Annotated in this window: 7 protein-coding genes; 3 read left to right on the forward strand and 4 right to left on the reverse strand. The window is 72.5% G+C overall.

Features of this window, described 5'->3' with window-relative positions; genetic code table 11:
• Positions 1-2: 2 nt before the first annotated feature.
• Positions 3-1100 carry a hypothetical protein gene (locus tag CLV71_RS36265; protein WP_133907418.1) on the reverse strand — a complete coding sequence of 366 codons (1098 nt, stop codon included), beginning with the start codon at positions 1098-1100 and terminating at the stop codon, positions 3-5.
• 177 nt (positions 1101-1277) lie between these two features.
• Here CLV71_RS36265 and CLV71_RS36270 point away from each other — a divergent pair, with 177 nt between their 5' ends.
• Complete coding sequence (locus CLV71_RS36270; protein ID WP_243867080.1) at positions 1278-2051, forward strand: MBL fold metallo-hydrolase; 774 nt, start codon at positions 1278-1280, stop codon at positions 2049-2051.
• Here the strand turns inward: CLV71_RS36270 and CLV71_RS36275 are convergent.
• Positions 2011-2844 carry an EamA family transporter gene (locus CLV71_RS36275; protein WP_243867082.1) on the reverse strand — a complete coding sequence of 278 codons (834 nt, stop codon included), beginning with the start codon at positions 2842-2844 and terminating at the stop codon, positions 2011-2013. The genes CLV71_RS36270 and CLV71_RS36275 overlap by 41 nt on opposite strands.
• 69 nt (positions 2845-2913) lie before the next feature.
• Here CLV71_RS36275 and CLV71_RS36280 point away from each other — a divergent pair, with 69 nt between their 5' ends.
• A complete protein-coding gene (locus CLV71_RS36280; protein WP_208297926.1) occupies positions 2914-3762 on the forward strand; it encodes a LysR family transcriptional regulator in 849 nt (282 codons plus the stop codon).
• On the opposite strand, the gene CLV71_RS36285 is transcribed toward CLV71_RS36280, so the two are convergent.
• Positions 3745-4770 carry a FecCD family ABC transporter permease gene (locus CLV71_RS36285; protein ID WP_133907419.1) on the reverse strand — a complete coding sequence of 342 codons (1026 nt, stop codon included), beginning with the start codon at positions 4768-4770 and terminating at the stop codon, positions 3745-3747. The genes CLV71_RS36280 and CLV71_RS36285 overlap by 18 nt on opposite strands.
• On the reverse strand, positions 4771-5802 hold the full coding sequence (locus CLV71_RS36290; protein ID WP_208297927.1) for a FecCD family ABC transporter permease: 1032 nt from the start codon (positions 5800-5802) through the stop codon (positions 4771-4773). It abuts the gene before it with no gap.
• Positions 5803-5908: 106 nt separating this feature from the next.
• Here CLV71_RS36290 and CLV71_RS36295 point away from each other — a divergent pair, with 106 nt between their 5' ends.
• A complete protein-coding gene (locus tag CLV71_RS36295; RefSeq protein ID WP_243867084.1) occupies positions 5909-23371 on the forward strand; it encodes a non-ribosomal peptide synthetase in 17463 nt (5820 codons plus the stop codon).
• Positions 23372-23374 lie beyond the last annotated feature (3 nt).

Genomic DNA, 23374 nt, shown 5'->3' on the forward strand with positions numbered 1-23374 from the left:
GCTCACACCCGCTCGCGCTTGCGCAGCACCAGCTGCCACATCAACAGCGCCCCGAGCACCAGCACGCCGAGGATGCCCGCGATGGCACCGCCGGACAGTGAGCTGTCCATCGAGGCCTGGGCAACGGGCGCATCCGGTGAACCGCCCGCCGGGATCTTGCTCGGCACCTGCGGCGGCGTGGTCGTCGTCGGCGGCGGGATCGCGGACGCCTGCGCGGACTTCGTCAGCTGCTTCTCGCCGCCGGTGCTGATGATGCGCTGTGTGTCGACCTGCACGGCGTCCTGCACGACCGGCACGTCCGCTGGGCTCGCGAGCTTGATGTCGAGCTTCGGCGAGCTGCCCGTCGGGGTCACCTTCAGCACGAGCGGCGTGGTCTCGGTGGTGGTCACGGTCCCGGTGGTGACGGGCTTGCCGTCCGGGCCGGGGAAGGTCGCGTCGATGGCGTCGACGGTCACCGCCACGTTCGGAATGCCCTTGCCCGAGGCGTTCTTGACCTCGATGCCCCAGTCACCCGCGACGCCGATGGTCTGCTGTGCGTTCGGCGCGACCACGGTGGCCGTCCACGGGCCCCGGTTGGCGGTGGCGTCCGCGGTCAGCGTCTGCACGGCCGTCTGCGCGTTCGCGGGCAGCTTCGCGAGGTGGGCGGGCGCGTCGTACGCGATGGTGCGGAAGTCGTTGGCCGGATCCAGCTGCCCCGGGTTCTGCGGGCTCGCGGTCCACGTGTGCAGCAGGTGCGCGAGTGCCGAGGCCTCGTCCGGGTTCTTCGTGTCGCCGTAGCGCAGCAGGAGGTAGGAGATGTTCGCCGCGACGTCGGCGGGAAGGTCCGTGCCCCACTTGGTCTTCAGCGCCATGCCAGGCTGGTACAGCTCGTCGCTGTCCGGCGCGACGTAGGCGAACTGCACGCAGAAGACCTGCTTGCCGTTGACCACGTACGAGCCGAGCCAGTCGGCACTGTCCGGGTTTCCCTTGTACGGCTGGGCGGGCGTCGTCGCGTACCCGATGCCCTGCTGCACCGTCGCGGACGCCGACGGGGCCCCCATCAGTGCCAGTCCGGTGACCAGGAGGCCTGTCGTCAATCCCGCGCGCAAACGTCTGGACATGCGTCATCCCCAATCCCCAGAGGGCTCGTGGGAAGCTTTCTGGATCGACCCCTGTCACGACAAGCCCCCAGCAGAGGGGCACTGCTAGCCCAGAAATACCAACGGTCGCGCGATAACAGTGACTGGACGTGACTGTCGGGGACGTTCCGGTACGTTCTTCGTGAAACTGGGGAGGCGATGACCGTGGTTGTCCACCACCTGAACTGCGGCAGTATGAAGGTTCCTGGCGGCCCACCGTTGGTGTGCCACGTACTGGCCGTCGAGACCGGCGACGGGCTGGTGCTCGTCGACACCGGCTTCGGCACGGCCGACATCGCCGACCCGCGTCGGCGCGTCGGGGTTGTGCGGTTCCTGGTCCACCCGGCGCTCGACCCGGCGGAAACCGCTGTCCGGCAGCTGACCGAGCTCGGCTACGAGCGGTCGGACGTGCGCCACATCGTGATCACGCACTTCGACCTCGACCACATCGGCGGCCTCGCGGACTTCCCGGACGCGTCCGTGCACGTGACCGCCGCGGAGGCACGCGGCGCCGTGCATTCCCCGTCACGCCAGGAGAAGTTCCGCTACCGGGCGGTGCAGTGGGCCCACGGCCCGAAGCTGGTCGAGCACTCGCCGGACGGCGAGCCGTGGCGCGGGTTCGCCGCCGCGAGCGAGGTCCTGCCCGGGATCCTCATGCTCGCGTTGCCCGGCCACACAAGGGGTCACGCCGCGGTCGCCGTGGATTCCGGCGACGGCTGGATCCTGCACGCGGGCGACGCGTTCTTCCACCGGGGCGTCATCGACGGCGCCACCCCGGTCCCCGCGGTGACGAAGGCCCACGAACGGTTGGTGGCGTTCGACCTGCCACGCGTGCGCGACAACCACGCCAGGCTGGCGGAGCTGTACCGCAGGGCGGAGCCCGACCTGACGATCACGTGCTCGCACGACCCGGCGCTGATGCCACGACGTTGACGCACACGACGACGGCGATCGCGAGCCAGGCCGGCACGTCCAGGTGCTGGCCCAGCACGACCAGCCCGACGAGCGCCGCCAGCACGGGGTTGACGCTCATGAAGATCCCGAAGAACCGCGCGGGCACACTGCGCAGCGCCAACAGGTCGGCGAGGAACGGCACGGCGGAGGAGAGCACGCCCGCGGCCAGCGCGCACCCCAGGACGCCCGCGCTCGGCGGGTGCTGCCACAGCACGACCACACCGACGGGCAGGTAGAGCAGTCCCGACACGGCAGCGGCCGCGGCGGAACCCTGCGCGCCGGGCAGCCGCTCGCCGACGGTCCGGTTCAGCAGGATGTAGCACCCCCAGCAGACGGCGGCGAGGAGCGCGAGCCCGATGCCGAGGTAGTCGGTGCTGGGCCGGGGGCGGGTGAGCACGACGACGGCCGCCCCGACGGCGACCGCGCACGCGAGGTCGGCCCTGCGCCGGGAACCGAGCAGCGCGATCGTCAGCGGCCCGAGGAACTCGAGCGTGACGGCGAGCCCGAGGCCGATCCGCGCGATGGCCGTGTAGAGCGACAGGTTCATGACCGCGAACACGGCGGCGAGCCCGAGCACCGGCCGCCACTGACCGGCCGTGAAGGCGCGGATCCTCGGCCGTCCGGCGGTGACCAGCACGGCCGCGGCCGTCCACTGCCGCACGGCGACGACCCCGACCGGTCCCAGCACCGGAAACGCGAGCGCGGCGACGGCGGCGCCGACCTGGTTGGACAGCCCACTGCCGAGCATGAGTGCCGAGCCACGGAGCTTCATGCCACCGAGACTCCTCGCCACGGGCGCATGCGCAAAATGCATCCGACACGGGATCTATACGCTGGGGTTATGGAACTCCGGCACCTGCGCACGTTGGTCGCCATCGTCGACACGGGCAGCTTCACCGACGCGGCGATCGAGCTGGGCGTGTCCCAGGCGGCGGTGTCCAGGGCGCTGCTGTCACTCGAGGAGTCGCTGTCGGTGCGGCTGCTGCACCGCACGTCCCGCGCGGTGACGCCCACGACGGCGGGGGTGCAGGTGCTCGCGCGGGCCAGGGTGGTCCTGGCGGAGGTGGACGAGCTGGTCCGCGAGGCGACGACCGGTCACACGAGACTGCGGATCGGGCACGCGTGGTCGGCGATGGGCCGCCACACGGCGGAGTACCAACGCCGGTGGGCGGCTCGGTACCCCGACATCGAGCTGACGCTGATCCGCCACAACACGGCGACGGGCGGGCTGGCCGAGGGCCTGTGCGACCTGGCGCTGATCCGCACCCCCGTCGACGCGACCCGCTACGCCCACGCGGTGGTGGGTGAGGAAAAGCGTTACGTCGCGATGGCGTCGGACGACCCGTGGGCACGCCGACGCTCGGTCGCACTGTCCGAACTGGACGGTCGCACGCTGGTGGTGGACCCCAGGACCGGGACCACCACGGCGACCATGGTGCCCGGCGCGAAGCTGGAGTACACACAGGACATCGACGACTGGCTGGCCGCCATCGCCACCGGCCGGTGCGTCGGCGTGACCCCTCGGTCGACGACGACGCAGTACCGGCGGGACGGCATCGTCTACCGCCCGCTGCGGGACGCCCCGCCGGTTGAGGTGAGCTTCATCTGGCGCCGCCACGACCCCCACCCGGCCACCCACGCCGCGGTCGCGTTGCTGGTGGACCTGTGGCGGTCACCGTCGCGTCAGTAGCCACAGCAGGACCGGGGCGCCCAGCGCGCCCGTGACCACGCCGACCGGGAGCTGGGCCGAGGGCAGGATGTGCCTGGTGAGGACGTCCGCCGTCAGGATCACGGCCGAGCCGGTCAGACCGGAGACGATCATGGGCGGCCACGCCATCCCGGTCAGCCGCTGGGCGATCTGGGGCGACACCAGCGCCACGAACAGGACGGGCCCGGCCGCGGCGGTGGCGAACGTGGCCAGGCAGACGCCCGTCACCAGCAGCGTCAGGTGCGCGAACCGGACCGGCGTGCCGAGGCCGACCGCCACCTCGTCGCCCAGCTGCAGCTGGCGCAGCCACGGTCCGAGGACCACCGCGACGGGCGTGCACACGACCAGCGCCACCATCAGCGGCTGGACCTGCGACCACTCGCGGTCGTTGAGGCTGCCCACCAGCCAGCCCATCGCCCGCTGGGCCTCGAAGACCTGTGCCTTCGTCATCAGGAAGTCCGTGATGCTCGTGCACATCGCCGCGACGCCGACACCGACGAGGATGAACCGGTAGCCGGTCGTGCCACGCCGCCACGACAGCACGTACACCACGAGCCCCGCGCCGATCCCGCCCGCGACGCCCAGCCACGTGCCGGAGCCGAAGTCGAACGTGATGCCCGCGACCACCAGCGCCGCCGCGCCCGCGTTGACGCCCACGATGTCCGGGCTGGCGAGGGGGTTGCGCGTGACCGTCTGGAAGATCGCCCCTGCCATGCCGAACGCGAGGCCCGCGAGCAGCCCCGCCAGCGCCCGCGGCAGGCGCAGCTCCTGCACGATGTACACCGCGCCAGGCTCGCCCGCGCCGAACAACGCCCGCACGACGCCGCCGAAGCTGATCGGGAAGCTGCCAATGGTCATGCCGTAGCAGAACGGCACCAGCACGACGACCAGGAGGACCAGCCCGACGGCGAGCATCCTCGGCCGGACCACCCCGGACGCCCCGCCCGCGCGGAACGTCGTGCGGCCGTGCTCACGGGTCAGTTGCACCATCTACAGCTCCGCGAGGCGTCGGCGCCGGCGGACCAGCGCGATGAAGAAGGGCGCCCCCAGCAGCGCCACCACGATCCCGACCTGGGTCTCGGCCGGGCGGGTCACCACCCGGCCGACGATGTCCGCCACCAACAGCAGGCACGGCGCCAGCACCATCGAGTACGGCAGCAGCCACCGGTGGTCGGGGCCGGTCACGAAACGCGCGACGTGCGGGATCACCAGGCCCAGGAACATGATCGGGCCCGCCACCGCGACCGCCCCGCCGGTCAGCAGCGTCACCGCCACCACGCCCTGCGCACGCACCAGGCCGAGGCGGCGGCCGAGTGACTTCGCCGTGTCGTCGCCGAGCGCCATGCTGTTCAGCGCGGGCGCGCTCGCCAGTGCCAGCACCACGCCGACCGCCAGGAACGGCAGTACCCGCACCAGCGACCCGGACACCGGCCCCGCGAGCGAGCCCGCCGACCAGAACCGGTAGCGGTTCAGCGCGACGGGGTCGGTCAGCACCAGCGCGCTCGTGAACGACGTCAGCAGCGCCGTCACGGCGACCCCGGCCAGTGCGAGCCGCACCGGCGACGCCTCCGTGCGGCCCCGGTTGCCGAGCAGGTACACGAGCACGCTCGCCGCGAGCGCACCCGCGAACGCGAACCAGATGTAGCTGTACAGCGAGGTGACCCCGAGCACGGCGATCGCGAACACGATCGCGAACGACGCCCCCGCGTTGACGCCGAGCAGGCCCGGCTCGGCGAGCGGGTTGCGGGTCAGCGCCTGCATCAGCGCCCCGGCCAGGCCCATCGCGGCGCCGACCGCCACCGCCAGCAGTGTGCGTGGGATCCGGACGCTGTGGATCACCACGGCGTCCGCCGACCCGTCGTCGCGCCACAGGATGTGCCACACGTCCGTGACGGGGATCTCCTTCGAGCCCAGCCAGATGCTCAGCAGGCACAGCACGCCGAGCACGACCACGGCCACGAGCAGGCCCGCTGCCCGCAGGGCACGAGTGCCTCCCGGCGCGTTGCCACCTTCAGTTCCCACGGTGTGAAACCTAGCATTAGGGCTCCCTAACCTAATTGTTGTTAGGCTCCCCTAAGTCATCGGTTCTAGTCGGGGAGGCGGGGCGCCCGTGTCTGGTCGCGAAGCGGTGGAAGAGACTGCGCGGGAGCTGGCGGAGTCGTGGGAGGCGGGGTTCCTGCTCACCGCCGTCGCCGCGCTCCTGTCCCGCTACACCGGCGACACCGCGCTCACCATCCGCACGGGCACGCTGACCAGGCACGTCGACCTCGCCGGGGACCCCGCGTTCGCCGACATCACCAGCAGGCCCGCAGACCACGCCGACTTCGCGCTGACCGTCGAGGGCACCCGGCTCGCCATGTCCTACCCGGCGGGCAGGCTCGACGCGGACACCGCGGAACAGGTGCTCGACCACCTCGACGTGCTCCTCGCCGACGCCCGCGAGAACCCCACCCGCCCGGTCAGCAGGCTCGCCCTGACCGACGCCGAGGAGCAACGCAGGCTTGTGGTCGACTGGAACGACACTGGACTCACCACCCCGCTGCGCACCCTCCCGGACCTGTTCGCCGAACAGGTCGCCACGCGTCCCGACGATGTGGCGGTGGTCTTCGAGCGGACCCACCTGACCTACGCCGAGCTGGACGAGCGTGCGAACCGCCTTGCGCACCTCCTGATCGCGCAGGGGGCCGGCCCGGAGCGGGTGGTGGCGCTGTCGGTGCCCCGGTCGCCGGACATGGTCGTCGCGGAGCTGGCGGTGCTGAAGTCGGGTGCCGCGTACCTGCCACTCGACCCGGACCTGCCGGCCGAGCGCCGCGCGTTCATGCTCGCCGACGCGTCGCCGGTGTGCGTGGTGACCTCGCTCGACGACGACGCGCTCGCGGCGGCCCCCGCCGAGGACCCCGCGGTCGCGATCAGCCCGCTGGGTGCCGCGTACGTGATCTACACGTCCGGTTCGACGGGCAGGCCCAAGGGTGTCGTGGTGTCGCACGCCGGTGTGGCGAAGCTGGTCGCGACGCAGGTGGAGCGGTTCGGGGTCGGGCCGCACAGTCGGGTGCTGCAGTTCGCGTCGCCGAGTTTCGACGTGGCGTTCTGGGACCTGTGCCTCGGGCTGCTCTCCGGTGGGCGGCTGGTCGTGGTGCCCGCCGAGCGTCGGGTGCCCGGCCCCGAGCTGACGTCGTACGCGGCCGAACACGGCGTGAACTTCATGATCCTGCCGCCCGCGCTGCTGGCGGAGCTGCCCGCGGACCTCGATCTGCCGCATGACTCGGTGTTGTTGGCCGGTACCGAGCGGGTGTCACCCGAGCTGGTGGCCAGGTGGGCGCCGAACCGGCGGATGTTCAACGCCTACGGCCCGACCGAGGCCACGGTCAACTCGACGCTCGGGGCGTGCACGCCGGGTGGAACCGTTGTGCCGATCGGCATCCCGGACCCCGGCACCCGCGCGTACGTGCTGGACGCCGGCCTGCGTCCGGTCCCGCCCGGTGTGGTGGGGGAGCTGTACCTGGCAGGCGACGGCCTCGCTCGTGGTTACCTCGGGCGACCGGCGCTCACGGCCGAGCGGTTCGTGGCCGACCCGTTCGGGACCGGCGGGCGGCTCTACCGGACGGGTGACCTGGTCCGCTGGCTCCCGGACGGCCGTCTGGTGTTCCTGGGGCGTGCGGACGACCAGGTCAAGATCCGCGGCTACCGCATCGAGCTCGGCGAGATCGAGGCCGTGCTGACCGAGCACCCGTCGGTCGCGCAGTCGGTGGTCGTGGCTCGTGACGGCAGGCTCGTCGCGTACGCGACGGCGGTGGCCGGTCGCGACGAGGCCGCGGAGGACGCGCACGTCGGCGAGTGGCGTGAGCTGCACGAGGACGTCTTCGCCGACGCGGCCTCCGGTGGCCTCGAGGAGAACTTCGCGGGCTGGAACTCCAGCTACGACGGCAGCCCCCTCCCGCTCGACGAGATGCGCGAGTGGCACACGGCGACCGTCGACCGGATCATGGCGCTCGCCCCGGAGCGGGTGTTCGAGATCGGTGTCGGCAGCGGCCTGATCCTGTCGCGGGTGGCGCCGAGGGTCGAGGCGTACTGGGGCGTCGACCTGTCCGAGCAGGCCATCACGAACCTGCTGCGCGAGGTCGGCCAGGACCCGCGCATCCACCTGGAGTCCCGGCCCGCGCACGATCTCGGCTACGTGCCGGACGGCTTCTTCGACACGGTCGTCATCAACTCGGTGGCGCAGTACTTCCCGAGCGTCGACTACCTCGTCTCCGTGGTGCGCGAGGCGTTCGAGCTGCTGGCGCCCGGCGGCGCGATCTTCCTCGGCGACATCCGCAACGCGCGCCTGCTGCCGGTCTTCGCCGCGGCCACCGGCCGCGCACAGGAGGGCGAGCTGCTGCTCGACCCCGACTTCTTCCCCGCGCTGGCACAGGAACTGGGCGGCCACGCCGACCTCTGGGTGAAACCCGGGGCCGCACACAACGAGCTGACCCGGTACCGCTACGACGTGGTACTGCGCAAGGCGCCCATGACCACGGCCGCCGAAGAGGACGTCGTCGCGTTCGAGGACCTGGCCGCCGTCGAGCGGGCACTGGCGGCGGGCCCGGAACGCCTGCGGGTCACCGGCATTCCCAACGGCCGTCTAGCGGCGGACATCCCCGGCTTCACCGGCGTCGAACCGGACGCGTTGTCCGCACTCGCCGAGCGGGCGGGCTACCGGGTCGCGGTGACGTGGTCCACACAGGACCGCTGTCTCGACGCGGTCTTCGCACGCACGACGCCAGAACACGTGTACCGGCCGGGTCCGCTCGCGAAGCCACTGGCCGCCTACGCCACCAACCCGTCCCGGCGCAGGGAGTCGGCGACCCTCACCGCGACACTGCGGTCCTACGCCCGCGAGCGGCTGCCCGAGTACATGGTCCCGGCCGAGTTCGTCGTGCTCGACCGGCTGCCGGTGCTGGCGTCCGGCAAGGTCGACCGCCGTGCGCTGCCCGACCCGGAGCCGAGGAGCGCGTCCGCGGGCCGCGCGCCACGCACCCCCGTCGAGCAGATGCTGTGCGAGATGTTCGCCGAGGTGCTCGGGCTGCCGTCGGTGGGCGCGGACGACGACTTCTTCGACCTCGGCGGCCACTCCCTGCTCGCCACCCGCCTGCTCCTGTGGGTGCGCAAGGCACTCGGCGCGGAGCTGTCGATCCGCGCGGTGTTCGACACCGCCACCCCGGCGGGTCTCGCCGAGCTGCTCGCCGGCAGCGTCGCCGCGCGGGAACGGCCCGAGCTGGTCGCCGCGGACCGGCCGGAGCGCGTGCCGCTGTCCTTCGCCCAGCAACGGCTCTGGTTCCTGCACCGGCTCGAGGGCGGCTCGGCCACCTACAACGTCCCGCTGGTGCTGAGGCTGACCGGCGAGGTGGACGTCGCCGCGCTGCGGGCCGCGCTGAACGACGTGGTCGACCGGCACGAGGCCCTCCGCACGGTCTTCCCCGCCGCGGACGGCGTGCCGTACCAGCATGTCCTGCCGTCCGCCACCGTCGACCTGGTCACCAGCAACGTGTCCGATGTGGACGCCGCGGTGGCGGAGACCGTCCGGCGGGTCTTCGACCTGGAGAACGGCATCCCGGTCCGTGCCGAGCTGCTCGCTACCGGGGACGACCGGCACGTGCTCGTCCTCGTGTTCCACCACATCGCCGCCGACGGCTGGTCCATGGCGCCGCTGTGGCGCGATCTCGGCACCGCCTACGCCGCACGGGTGGCAGGCCGGGCTCCCGGCTGGGCGCCGCTGCCGGTCCAGTACGCGGACTACACGCTGTGGCAGCGGGAACTGCCGGGCCTGGAGTCCCAGCTGGACTACTGGCGGGCGACGCTCGCGGGCCTGCCGGACCGGACCGAGCTGCCCACCGACCGGCCGCACCCGCCGGTCGCGTCCTACCGCGGCGGCTTCTTCACGTTCGGGTGGGACGCCGAGCTGCTCGCCGGGCTCGGGGAGCTGGCCCGCTCGTGCGGGGCGTCGGTGTTCATGGTCGTGCACGCCGCTCTCGCCGCGCTCCTGACCAGGCTCGGCGCGGGCACGGACGTGCCGGTCGGCACGCCGGTCGCCGGCCGCACCGACCAGGCGCTGGAGAACCTCGTCGGGTTCTTCGTGAACACGTTGGTACTGCGGGTGGACACGGCGGGCGACCCGTCGTTCCGCGAGCTGGTCGGCCGGGTGCGTGAGCGGAGCCTCGACGCCTACTCACACCAGGACGTGCCCTTCGAGCGGCTCGTCGAGGCGTTGAACCCGGCCCGCTCGCTGGCCTACCACCCGCTGTTCCAGACGATGCTGGCCTGGCAGAACACCCCGATCGCGGACGTGGAGCTGCCGGGCCTGACGGTCGAGGAGGTGCCGGTCGGCACCGGCACCGCCAAGTTCGACCTGTGGTTCTCCCTCACCGAGAAGCCGGACGGTGTCCAGGGGCTCGCCGAGTACAACACGGAGGTGTTCGACAGGTCCACTGTGGACGCGATACTGGAGCGCCTGGAACGCCTGCTGCGTGCGGTGGTCGCCGACCCCGACGCACCCTTCGGCGCGATCGACCTGCTCACGACCGACGAGCGGCGGCAGGACTGGGTCGACACACCGGTGCCGGAGACGACCGTGCCCGCGTTGTTCGCCGCGCAGGTCGCCGCCACACCCGACCACCCGGCGCTGTTGTTCGAGGACGTCGAGCTGACCTACGCCGAACTGGACGCGCTGTCGAACCGCCTCGCCCGGCAGCTGGCGGGCCGGGGTGCGGGCCCGGAACGCGTGGTGGCACTGGTGTTGCCGCGTTCGGTGGAGCTGGTCGTCGCCATCCTGGCCGTGCTCAGGACCGGCGCGGCCTACCTGCCCGTTGACCCGGACTACCCGGCCGACCGCATCGACTTCATGCTCGCCGACGCGTCCCCGGCGATCGTCCTGTCCACAGTGGATTCCCTGCCCGAGGACGACAGCCCGCTCGACGTCGACGTGCACCCGGACCACCCCGCCTACGTGATCTACACGTCCGGCTCGACGGGCAGGCCCAAGGGTGTCGTCGTGCCGCACCGGGGCATCGTCAACCGCCTGCTGTGGATGCAGCACGAGTACGGCCTCACACCGGATGACCGGGTGCTGCAGAAGACGCCGTCGAGCTTCGACGTGTCGGTGTGGGAGTTCCTCTGGCCGCTCGCCGTGGGCGCCACCGAGGTCGTCGCCCGCCCCGACGGCCACCGGGACCCGGCCTACCTCGCCTCGCTGATCCGCGCGCGCGAGATCACCACTGTCCACTTCGTACCGTCGATGCTCCAGGTCTTCCTGCGGGAACCGGCAGCGGCCGACTGCACCTCACTGCGCAGGGTCGTCTGCAGTGGCGAGGCCCTGCCGGTCGACGCTGTCGAGCTGTGCCACCGCGTCCTCGGCGCCGAGCTGCACAACCTCTACGGCCCGACCGAGGCGTCCGTCGACGTCACCCACTGGCGCTGCGATCCGTCGGACGCGACCGTGCCGATCGGCCGCGAGGTGTGGAACACCCGCACCCGCGTGCTGGACGCCCGTCTCCAGCCGGTCCCGCCAGGCACCCCCGGCGAGCTGTACCTGGCAGGCGTGCAGCTGGCCCGCGGCTACCTCGGCCGGCCGGGCCTGTCGGCGGAGCGGTTCGTCGCCGACCCGTACGGTCCGCCCGGGACCAGGATGTACCGGACCGGCGACCTGGCGAAGCGGCGTGCCGACGGGGCGCTGGAGTTCCTCGGCCGCGCGGACGAGCAGGTCAAGATCCGCGGGTTCCGCGTCGAGCCCGGGGAGATCGCCGCGACGCTCGCCGAGCACCCCGAGGTGGACCAGGCGGTCGTCGTCGCCCGTGAGGACCGACCCGGCGACGCGCGGCTCGTCGGTTACGTGGTGGCCGCCGACACCTCGGACGGCGCGACCGAGCACGTCGGCGAGTGGCAGCAGCTGTACGACTCGATGTACGCCGCCTCGCCGGAGGACGACTTCTCCGGCTGGAACTCCAGCTACGACGGCCAACCGATCCCGCTGGAGCAGATGCGGGAGTGGCGGGACGCGGTCGTCACGCGGATCCGGGAGCTGGCGCCAAGACGGGTCCTGGAGATCGGCGTCGGCACCGGCCTGGTCATGTCGCGGCTGGCGCCGGACTGCGTCGAGTACTGGGGCACCGACTTCTCCGCCTCGGTGATCGCCGGGCTGCGCAGGCGGTTCCCGGACGTGACCCTGCGCCACCGCGACGCGGCGGACCTCTCCGGGCTGCCGAGGGGTTTCTTCGACACCGTCGTGATCAACTCGGTGGTGCAGTACTTCCCGACCGAGGAGTACCTGCGCTCGGTGCTGCGTGGCGCGCTCGGTCTGGTGGTGCCCGGCGGCGCGGTGTTCGTCGGCGACGTGCGGGACCTGCGCCAGCTGCGTGCCTTCCACACCGAGGTGGCCGCCAGGCGTGGCGACCGGACCGTCGAACAGGGCCTGGCGCGGGAGAAGGAGCTGCTCGTCGCGCCGTCGCTGTTCGCGGGCCTGGGAGTCGCCGACATCCGCGTCAAGCGGGCGAAGCACGTCAACGAGCTGAGCCAGTTCCGCTACGACGTGGTGCTGCACAAGGAACCCCGCACGGTGGCGGACCTGGGCTCGGTGGCCGGGCTGCCGTGGGAGAACCTCGGCGCGGCGGCGTCCCTGCTGCGGCAGCGGCCGAAGGCGGTGCGGTTCACCGGGGTGCCCAACGGCAGGCTCGGTGACGGCGTGGACCCCGAGGCACTGCACGACCTCGGCGACGCACTCGGGTTCCGGACCGTCGCGACCTGGTCGCCGTCGGACGACGGCAGCCTCGACGTCGTGTACTTCACCGGCGACGGAGTGCCGGCAGGCGCGTTCGTCGGTACCTCGCAGGGCCCGGAGGTCAGTGACCCGTTGCGGTTCCGGCAGCGGGCCGAACTCGTCGCGGCCGTGCGGGAGCTGGCCGCGAGGCGCCTGCCCGAGCACATGGTGCCGTCGTCGATCGTCGTGCTCGACGCGATCCCCGTGACGGCCAACGGAAAGCTCGACCGCCGCGCCCTGCCGTCACCCGACCCGGCGGTGTCCACCTCGGACCGTGAACCGGCGAACGAGCGGGAACGCGTGCTGTGCCGGATGTTCGGCGAGGTACTCGGCATCCCGAAGGTCGGCCCGGACGACAGCTTCTTCGACCTCGGCGGCCACTCCCTGCTCGCGACCCGCCTGATCGCCCGCATCCGCGCGGTGTTGAACGCGGAGCTCGCGGTGCGGTCGGTGTTCGAGACTCCCACTCCCGCCGGCCTGGCCGAACTGCTGGGCGAGTCGACGGCCGCCGCCCGGCCGCCGCTCGTGCCGGTCCAGCGGCCCGAGTACCTGCCGCTTTCCTTCGCCCAGCGCCGGTTGTGGTTCCTCCACCACCTCGAAGGCCCGTCCGCCACCTACAACGTCCCGCTGGTCATGCGGCTGTCGGGCGCGGTGGATGTCGACGCACTGCGTGCGGCACTCGCCGACGTCACCGACCGGCACGAGGCACTGCGCACGGTGTTCCCGCAGCGCGACGGCGTGCCGTACCAACACATCCTGGACGCGGCCGAGGTCGACCTCCTGGTGCGGGACGTCACCGAGGACGAACTCGGTGCCGTGCTGACCGGTCTCGTGCGTCGTCCGTTCGACCTGGAGAACCGCGTGCCGACACGCGTCGAGCTGCTCCGGCTCGGCCCGGACGACCACGTGCTCGCGCTGGTGTTCCACCACATCGCCTCCGACGGCTGGTCGATGGCCCCACTGTGGCAGGACATCGCGACGGCGTACGCGGCCCGGCTGCGCGGCGACACGCCACAGTGGACACCGCTGCCGGTGCAGTACGCGGACTACACGCTGTGGCAACGGGAGGTACTCGGCGACGAGACCGACCCCGGCAGCGAGGCCGCCGCCCAGCTCGACTACTGGCGTGAGGCGCTGGCCGGACTGCCGGAGCGGATCGAGCTGCCGCTCGACCGTCCGCACCCGGCCACGGCGGCCTTCCGGGGCGAGCTGTTCACGTTCGCGTGGGAGGCGGACCTGCGTGCGGGCCTGTCCGAGCTGGCCAGGGCCTGCGGTGCCACGGTGTTCATGGTGGTGCACGCGGGACTGGCGGCGCTGCTGACCAGGCTCGGCGCGGGCACGGACGTGCCGATCGGCTCCCCGATCGCCGGTCGCACCGACGCGGCGCTGGACGACCTCGTCGGGTTCTTCGTGAACACGTTGGTACTGCGGGTGGACACCGCGGGCGAGCCGACGTTCCGCGAGCTGGTCCGCCGGGTCCGCGAGCACGACCTGGAGGCCCACGCACACCAGGACGTGCCGTTCGAGCGGCTCGTCGAGGTGCTGAACCCGTCGCGGTCGCTGTCCTACCACCCGCTGTTCCAGGTGATGATCGCCGGCCAGAACAACAGCCGGGCGGACGTGACGCTGCCGGGACTGACGGTCACCGAGATCCCGGTCACGACGGGTACCTCGAAGTTCGACCTGTCGATCTCGCTGACCGAACGGGACGCAGGCATCGACGGCGTCATGGAGTTCAACACCGACGTGCTCGACCGGTCCACGGTGGACTCGATCCTGGCGCGGCTCGAACGGCTGCTGCGGGCCGCGCTGAGCGCCCCGGACCGCCCGGTCGGCGCGCTGGACCTGCTGGCGGCAGGCGAACGCGACCAGGTCCTCGGCGAGTGGGCAGGCGTCGACGAGGCCATGGGCACGTCGACGTTCGTGTCGCTGTTCGCGGAGCAGGTGCGCGCCAGGCCGGACGCCGTGGCCGTGGTCTTCGAACAGACCGAGCTGACCTACGCCGAGCTGGACGAGCGCGCGAACCGCCTGGCGGACCTGCTGGTCACGCGTGGCGCGGGCCCGGAGCGGGTCGTCGCGCTGGCCGTGCCGCGCTCGCCGGACATGATCGTCGCGGAGCTGGCCGTGCTGAAGTCGGGCGCCGCCTACCTGCCGGTCGACGTGGACTACCCGGCGGACCGCGTGGCGTTCATGCTGGCCGACGCGGCACCGGTGTGCCTGGTGACGACCCGTGACCAGACCATCGGCGGCGCCCCGGTCGTGTACGTCGACGAGGCGGAGGGCAGGTCGTCGACCGCGCCGGACGTGCCGCTCCACCCGGCCAACGCGGCGTACGTGATCTACACGTCCGGCTCGTCCGGCCGCCCCAAGGGCGTCGTGGTGTCGCACGCCGGTGTGGCGAAGCTGGTCGCGACCCAGGTCCGCCGCTTCGGGGTCGGCCCGCACAGTCGGGTGCTGCAGTTCGCGTCGCCGAGTTTCGACGTGGCGTTCTGGGACCTGTGCCTCGGCCTGCTGTCCGGCGGACGGCTGGTCGTGGTGCCTGCCGAACGCCGCGTGGCAGGCCCGGCGCTCACGTCGTACGCACAGCAGCACGGCGCGACCTTCATGATCCTGCCGCCCGCGCTGCTGGCGGAGCTGCCCGCGGACCTCGATCTGCCGCATGACTCGGTGTTGTTGGCGGGTACCGAGCGGGTGTCACCCGAGCTGGTGGCCCGCTGGGCGCCGAACCGGCGGATGTTCAACGCCTACGGTCCCACCGAGGCCACGGTCAACTCGACGCTGGGCCTGTGCGAGCCGGGCGCACCGATCGTCCCGATCGGCATCCCGGACCCGGACACCCGCGCGTACGTGCTCGACAGCGGCCTGCGCCCGGTCCCGCCCGGTGTGGTGGGGGAGCTGTACCTCGGCGGCTCGGGCCTCGCGCGCGGCTACCTCGGCAGGCCCGCGCTCACGTCGGAACGCTTCGTGGCCGACCCGTACGGGACCGGTGGGCGGCTCTACCGGACCGGTGACCTCGTCCGCTGGCTCCCTGACGGCCGTCTGGTGTTCCTGGGGCGTGCGGACGACCAGGTGAAGATCCGCGGCTACCGCATCGAGCTCGGCGAGATCGAGTCGGTGCTCGCGACCCACCCGGCGGTCGGCCAGCCGGTGGTGGTCGCCCGCGACGGGGAGCTGGTCGCCTACGCGGTCCCGACCGGCGGCCGGGACGCGGCGGCCGAGGAGGCGCACGTCGCGGAGTGGCAGGAGCTGCACGAGGACGTCTTCACCGGTGCGGCCGACGGCGGCATGGAGGAGAACTTCGCGGGCTGGAACTCCAGCTACGACGGCACCCCCATCCCGCTCGACGAGATGCGGGAGTGGCACAGGGCCACGATCGACCGGATCACGGCGCTGTCGCCGAGGCGGGTCTTCGAGATCGGTGTGGGCAGCGGCCTGATCCTGTCCAGGATCGCGCCGGTCGCGGACGAGTACCGCGGCGTCGACCTGTCGGCGAAGGCGGTCGCGAACCTGCGCCACGCGATCGGCGACGACCCACGCGTCCACCTCGAGGCCCGACCGGCCCACGACCTCGGCGACGTGCCGGACGGCCACTACGACACGGTCGTCATCAACTCCGTCGCCCAGTACTTCCCCAGCGTGGCCTACCTGGCGGACGTCATCCGCCGCGCCTACGCGCTGCTGGCCCCCGGCGGTGTGATCTTCCTCGGCGACATCCGCGACGCACGCCTGCTGGCGACGTTCACCGCGGCCACCGGTCGCGCCCAGGAGACCGAGCTGCTCCTCGACCCGGACTTCTTCCCCGTCCTCGCCGACGAACTCGGCGGGAGCGCGGACCTGCTCGTCAAGCGCGGCAGGGCCCACAACGAGCTGACCCGCTACCGCTACGACGCGGTGATCCGCAGGACGGCGCCGACCCGGCGTCCGGCGGAACGGACGGCCACGTTCGAGGACCTCACGGGCATCGAGGCGTTGTTGGCGGAACGGCCCGAGAGGCTGCGTGTCACGGGCATCCCCAATGGCCGCCTCGAGGGCGACGTCCCCGACTTCGATGGCGTCGAACCCGAGGCGCTGCACGACCTCGCCGAGCGGGCCGGGTACCACCTGGCCGTCACGTTGGCGGCCCGCGAGAACGCCCTCGACGCGGTCTTCGCCACGGAGGAGCCCACGCACGTCTACCGGCCACGCACCAGGGACGCGGCCCTGTCCAGCCTCGGCAACAACCCCGCGGGCAGGCGTGAGAGCGGGTCGCTCGCCGCCGCGTTGCGGGCGCACGTGCGGGACCGGCTGCCCGCCTACATGGTGCCGTCCGCGTTCGTGCTGCTGGACCGGTTGCCGCTGCTGCCGTCCGGGAAAGTCGACCGCTTGACGTTGCCCGCGCCGGAACGCCATGCCGACGCAGCGGGCCGGGCACCCCGCACACCGGTCGAGGAGGTGCTCTGCGGGCTCTTCGCCGAGGTGCTCGCCGTGGCCGGGGTCGGCGTCGACGACGACTTCTTCGCGCTGGGTGGCCATTCCCTGCTCGCCACCCGCCTGATCGCCAGGGTACGCGGGGTGTTCGGCGTCGAGCTGGTCGTCCGGGCCGTCTTCGAGACCCCGACGGTCGCCGGGCTGGCCGCCGCACTGTCCACAGGGGATACCGCGCGGCACCCGCTGACGACCGTCGAACGGCCCGTCCGCGTGCCGCTCTCCTTCGCCCAGCAACGACTCTGGTTCCTCCACCGCCTGGAAGGCCCGTCGCCGACCTACAACATGCCGAGCGCTCTGCGCATGGCCGGGCCGCTCGACGTGCGGGCACTCGAACAGGCCCTCGCCGACGTCCTGGCCAGGCACGAGGCCCTGCGCACGGTCTTCCCGGAGCACGACGGCACGCCCTACCAGCGGGTGCTCGACGAGCCTTCGGTGACGCTCACTCGCAGGGACGTCACCGAGGACGACCTCGCCGCCGCCATCTCCTCGGCCGCGCGGACGGTGTTCGACCTGGAGACCCAGGTGCCCCTGCACGCCGAGCTGCTGCGCCTCACGCCGAGGGAACACGTGCTCGTCCTCGTGTTCCACCACATCGCGTCGGACGGCTGGTCGACCGCGCCGCTGTGGCGTGACCTCGCCGCCGCCTACGCCGCACGCACGGCGGGCACCGCGCCCGGCTGGGCGCCCCTGCCCGTCCAGTACGCGGACTACACGCTGTGGCAACGAGAACTGGACGTCGACGGCCAGCTGGACTACTGGCGGACCACGCTCGCCGGCCTGCCGGACCGGATCGAGCTGCCCGCCGACCGCCCGCACCCGGCGAAGGCCTCCTACGAGGGCGAGATGCTGCGTTTCGCGTGGGACGCGGACCTGCGCGATGGCCTCACCGAGCTGGCCCGCGCGTGCGGGGCGACCGTGTTCATGGTCGTCCACGCCGCGCTCACGGCGCTGCTGTCCCGGCTCGGCGGCGGCACCGACATCCCCGTCGGCACGTCGATCGCGGGCCGGACCGACCAGGCACTCGACGACCTCGTCGGGTTCTTCGTGAACACGTTGGTGCTGCGGGTGGACACGGCGGGCGACCCGAGCTTCCGCGACCTCGTCGCGCGGGCGAGGGAACGCAGCCTCGACGCCTACGCCCACCAGGACGTGCCGTTCGAGCGGCTCGTCGAGGCGCTCAACCCGGTCCGCTCGCTGGCCTACCACCCGCTGTTCCAGACCATGTTGGCGTGGCAGAACAACGCGGTCGCCGACCTGCGCCTGCCGGGACTGACGGTCACCGAGGAGCCCGTGCGCACCGGCACCGCCCGCGCCGACCTCACGTTCTTCGTCGGCGAGCACGGCGACGGCATCCGAGGCGCGGCCGAGTACAACACCGACATCTTCGACAGGTCCACAGTGGACTCACTGGTGGCGCGGCTGGAACGCCTGCTGCGGACCGTCGTCGCCGACCCGGACCGGACGCTCGGCGCCATCGACCTGCTCACCGCGAACGAGCGGGATCTCCTTGCCGCCGAGTGGGTCGACACCGCACCGCCCGCACGGAACGTGGCCGAGCTGCTTGCCGCGCAGGCGAAACGCACGCCCGATGCCGTCGCGCTCCTGTTCGGCGACCGGACCGTCGCCTACGCGGAGCTGGACGCGGCGGCCGACGGGCTCGCGCGTGCACTCGTCGCCAGGGGAGCCGGGCCCGAGACCGTGGTGGCGCTGGCACTCCCGAGGTCAGTCGAGCTGGTGACCGCACTGCTCGCGGTACTCAAGGCCGGTGCCGCCTACCTGCCGCTCGACCTCAACCACCCCGCCGAGCGCATCGAGCTGATGCTCGCCGACGCCGACCCGCACCTGGTCATCAGCGACAGCACGGGGTGGGAGCGCGTCGTCAGTCCACACGAGACCGGCGACGCGGACCTGCCCCAGGCGACACCGGACAACACCGCGTACGTGATCTTCACGTCCGGCTCGACCGGCCGCCCCAAGGCGGTCGCGGGCACCCAGAGAGCACTCGTCACCCGCCTGGACTGGGGGCGGGCTCTCGGCGGCGGCATCCGGGTCGCCAAGAGCGCGCTCACGTTCATCGACGGCTCGACCGAACTGCTCGGCGGCCTCGTCGCGGGCGACACCGTGCTCCTCGCCGACGACGCGACCGCTGCCGACCCGCGGGCGCTGGCCAGGCTCGTGGACCGCCACCGCGCCACGATGCTCACGGTCGTGCCGAGCCTGCTGTCCACCCTGGTCACCGACGCCGACGGCACGTTCGACTCGGTGACCACGTGGATCACCAGCGGTGAGGCCATGCCGGCGGCACTCGCCGAGGCCCTCGCCACCCGCTGGCCGCACGCGCGGCTCGTGAACCTCTACGGCTGCTCGGAAGTCGCCGGTGACAGCCTCGAACACCAGTGGCACCACGGTGACGTGCCCATCGGCAAGCCGATCACCAACACCAGGGCCCACGTCCTCGACGCAGGCCTCCAGCCGGTGCCGCCCGGGGTGCGGGGCGAGCTGTACCTCGCGGGCGACGGCCTCGCGCGTGGCTACCTCGGCCAGACCGCCCGCACCGCGGAACGTTTCGTCGCCGACCCGTTCGGGCCGCCCGGCACACGCATGTACCGCACCGGCGACCTCGTGCGCCGCAGGCCGGACGGGGCCTTGGAGTTCCTCGGGCGTGCCGACCAGCAGGTCAAGATCCGCGGCATGCGCATCGAGCCGGGCGAGGTCGAGGCAGCGCTCACCGCGCACCCGGACGTGTCCGCCGCCGCGGTGACCGCCCGCGACGGCAGGCTGGTCGGCTACGCGGCAGGCACCGCGAACCCGGCCCGGCTGCGGGAGTTCCTGGCCGGGCGGCTGCCGGACCACCTCGTGCCCACCCACCTCGTGGTGCTCGACGCACTCCCGTTGAACACCAGCGGCAAGCTCGACCGCCGCGCGCTGCCCGAACCGGACGTCGCGATCGACGACCGCGAGCCGAGAACGCCGACCGAGCGGGCGCTGTGCGAGTTGTTCGCCGAGGTGCTCGACCTGCCGCGCGTCGGCCCGGACAGCGGGTTCTTCGCGCTGGGCGGGCATTCACTGCTCGCGACCCGGCTGGTGAGCCGCATCCGGGGCGTGCTGGGCGTCGAGGTGCCGATCCGCGCCGTGTTCGACGCGCCGACACCGGCGCGGCTCGCGGGCCTGCTCGACCCCGACCGCGACGCGCGACCAGCGCTGCGGCCACAGGCCCGACCAGCGGAGGTCCCGCTTTCCTCCGCGCAGCAACGGCTCTGGTTCCTCGACCGGCTCTCCGGGCCGAACACGACCTACAACATCCCGTGGGCGTGGCGGCTGTCCGGCCCCGTCTCCGTCGAGGCGTTGCGGGCCGCGCTGGCGGACGTGGTCGACCGGCACGAGGTGCTGCGGACGCTCGTCGTCGACACCGACGGCCTCCCGCGACAGGTCGTGGTCGAGTCGGCGGAACCACCGCTGGCGGAGGAGACCGTGACGCCGGAGGACCTCGCGGAGCGGCTCGCGGCACACGCGGGTCACTGTTTCGCCATCGACACGGAGATCCCCGTCCGCGCCGCACTCCTGCGCATCGGCGAGGACACGCACGTGTTCCTCCTGCTGGTGCACCACATCGCCGGTGACGGCTGGTCGCTGCCGCCGCTCAAGCGCGACCTCGACACGGCGTACGCGGCCAGGCTGTCCGGCGACGCTCCACAGTGGACCCCGCTCGACGTCCAGTACGCGGACTACACCCTGTGGCAACGGAACCTGCTCGGCGACGAGGACGACGAGGCCAGTGTGCTCGGCAGGCAGGCCGCGTACTGGCGGAAGACGCTCGCCGAGCTGCCCGACGAGCTGACCCTGCCCACCGACCGGTCGCGACCGCCGCGGTCGACGAACCGGGGCGGCGCCGTCCCGGTCGCCGTGCCGGTCGACGTGCACCGGGGGCTGCGGGAACTGGCGCACGGCAGCGACGCCAGCCTGTTCATGGTGTTGCAGGCCGCGTTGGCGGCACTACTGACCAGGCTCGGCGCGGGCACGGACATCCCGCTGGGCAGCCCGATCGCCGGCCGCACCGACCACGCGCTCGACGACCTGGCCGGGTTCTTCGTGAACAACCTGGTGCTGCGCACGGACACGAGCGGCGACCCGACCTTCCGCGAGCTGGTGGCCCGGGTCAGGGAGACCGACCTGGCCGCGTACGCCAACCAGGACCTGCCGTTCGAGCGGCTCGTCGAGCTGGTCAACCCGGCGCGGTCGCTGGCCCGGCACCCGCTGTTCCAGGTGATGCTGGCCTTCTACCACGCGTCGACCGCGCCGGAACGGTTGCTGGGCCTCGACGCCGAGTACACGGACGCCGGACTGCGGCAGGCGAAGTTCGACCTGTCGTTCGACCTGGTGGAGCGCCACGACTCCGACGGGACCCCGGCGGGCATCGAGGGCTCGATCGAGTACGGCGCCGACCTGTTCGACGAGTCCACCGTGCACACACTGGCGGGGCGCCTCGTCCGGCTGATGGCCGCCGCGGTCGCCGACCCGGACCAGCCGATCGGCCGCCTCGACGTGCTGGGCACCGAGGAACGCCACCGGCTCCTCGTCGAGTGGGGCGCCAGGCCCGCGATCGACGGCGACCGGCACACGGTGCCGGAGCTGTTCGCCGCCCAGGTCGCGGCCACGCCGACCGCGACGGCGTTGAGCGACGACCACCTCGACCTCACGTTCGTCGAGCTGGCGACACGGGTCGGGCGCCTGGCGCGCGTGCTCACCGCCGCGGGCGCGGGCCCGGAGAAGGTCGTGGCACTGGCGCTTCCCCGCTCTGCCAGGGTGTTCGAGGCGATCCTCGCCGTGCTGGAGGCTGGTGCCGCCTACCTGCCCGTCGATCCCGACCAGCCCGCCGACCGGATAGCCGACGTCCTCGCCGACGCGGGTGCCGTGCTCGTGGTCACCGAGCCCGGGATCGCGCTCCCGGCCGGGCCGCCCCGACTCCACCTGGACGACCCCGGCCTGCCCGAGGCGCCGGTCGTGCCGCCTCTGCCGGGGAACCCGGCGTACGTGATCTACACGTCCGGCTCGACCGGGCGACCCAAGGGTGTTGTCGTCCCGCACTCCGGGCTCGCCAACCTGTTCCGCAGCCACCGGGAGGACCTGTACCGGCCGGCCGTCGAGGCGGCTGGTGGTCGGAAGATGCGGGTCGGGCACGCGTGGTCGTTCTCCTTCGACGCGTCGTGGCAGCCGCAGCTCTGGTTGCTGGACGGGCATTCCGTGCACGTCGTCGACGACGACACCCGCCGCGACCCCGTCAGGCTCGCCGAGGTCGTCAGGGAGCGGGGGATCGACTTCATCGAGCTGACGCCGTCGCACTTCGCGCAGGTCGCGGCAGCGGGCGTGATCTCCGACGGCGAGTGTGCGCTGCGGGTGGTCGGCGTCGGCGGGGAGGCCGTGCCGCAACAGCTGTGGGAACAGCTGCGCGACCTGCCGGACACGGCCGCCTACAACCTGTACGGCCCCACTGAGTCCACTGTGGACGCACTGGTCGGCCGGTTCGCCGACGCCGAGCGGCCGGTGGTCGGGCGGCCCGTGTACGGCAGCGGCGCCTACGTGCTCGACACGGGACTCTCGCCGGTCCCGGAAGGCGTGCCGGGCGAGCTGTACCTCGCCGGGAACGGGCTTGCCCGTGGGTATCTGGGGCAGGGCGCACGCACGGCGGAGCGGTTCGTCGCCGACCCGTTCGGCCCGGCGGGCACCCGCATGTACCGCACCGGCGACCTCGTGCGGTGGCGGGACGGGCAGCTCGAGTACCTGGGCCGCACCGACGACCAGGTCAAGCTCCGCGGGTTCCGCATCGAGCCGGGGGAGATCGAGGCCGTGCTCGCGCGGCACCCGGACGTGGCCGACGTGCTGGTCGTCGTCCGCGAGGACCGGCCGGGGGACCGGCGGCTCGTCGCCTACACCGTGCCCGACGGCCCGGACCCCCGGGCGCTGAAGGAGTTCGCGGGCCGCTCGCTGCCGGAGTACATGGTCCCGGGGGCGATCGTCCCCATGTCCGCGTTCCCCGTCACCCCCAACGGCAAGCTCGACCGGTCCGCGTTGCCCGCGCCGGAGCCGGCACCGGTCGGCAGGCCGCCGGAGACACCGACCCAGGTCGTCCTCTGTGGACTGTTCGCCGAGGTGCTCGGCCTCGCGTCGGTCGGCGTCGACGACGACCTGTTCTCACTCGGCGGGCACTCGATGCTCCTCGTCCGGCTGCGGCTGCGCATCCGTGCGGAGACCGGCGTCGACCTGCCCGTCGCCGAGTTCTTCCGCACCCCGACCGTGGCCGGGATCGCCCGCCACCTCGACGAGACCGAAGGACAGTAGTAG

The sequence above is a fragment of the Actinophytocola oryzae genome, from assembly GCF_004364325.1.
In the GTDB taxonomy this organism is placed as follows: domain Bacteria; phylum Actinomycetota; class Actinomycetes; order Mycobacteriales; family Pseudonocardiaceae; genus Actinophytocola; species Actinophytocola oryzae.

Coding starts and splice junctions, on each gene's coding strand:
- CLV71_RS36265 (WP_133907418.1), bottom strand. CDS start 1,100: ATGTCCAGACGTTTGCGCGCGGGATTGACGACAGGCCTCCTGGTCACC.
- CLV71_RS36270 (WP_243867080.1), top strand. CDS start 1,278: ATGACCGTGGTTGTCCACCACCTGAACTGCGGCAGTATGAAGGTTCCT.
- CLV71_RS36275 (WP_243867082.1), bottom strand. CDS start 2,844: ATGAAGCTCCGTGGCTCGGCACTCATGCTCGGCAGTGGGCTGTCCAAC.
- CLV71_RS36280 (WP_208297926.1), top strand. CDS start 2,914: ATGGAACTCCGGCACCTGCGCACGTTGGTCGCCATCGTCGACACGGGC.
- CLV71_RS36285 (WP_133907419.1), bottom strand. CDS start 4,770: ATGGTGCAACTGACCCGTGAGCACGGCCGCACGACGTTCCGCGCGGGC.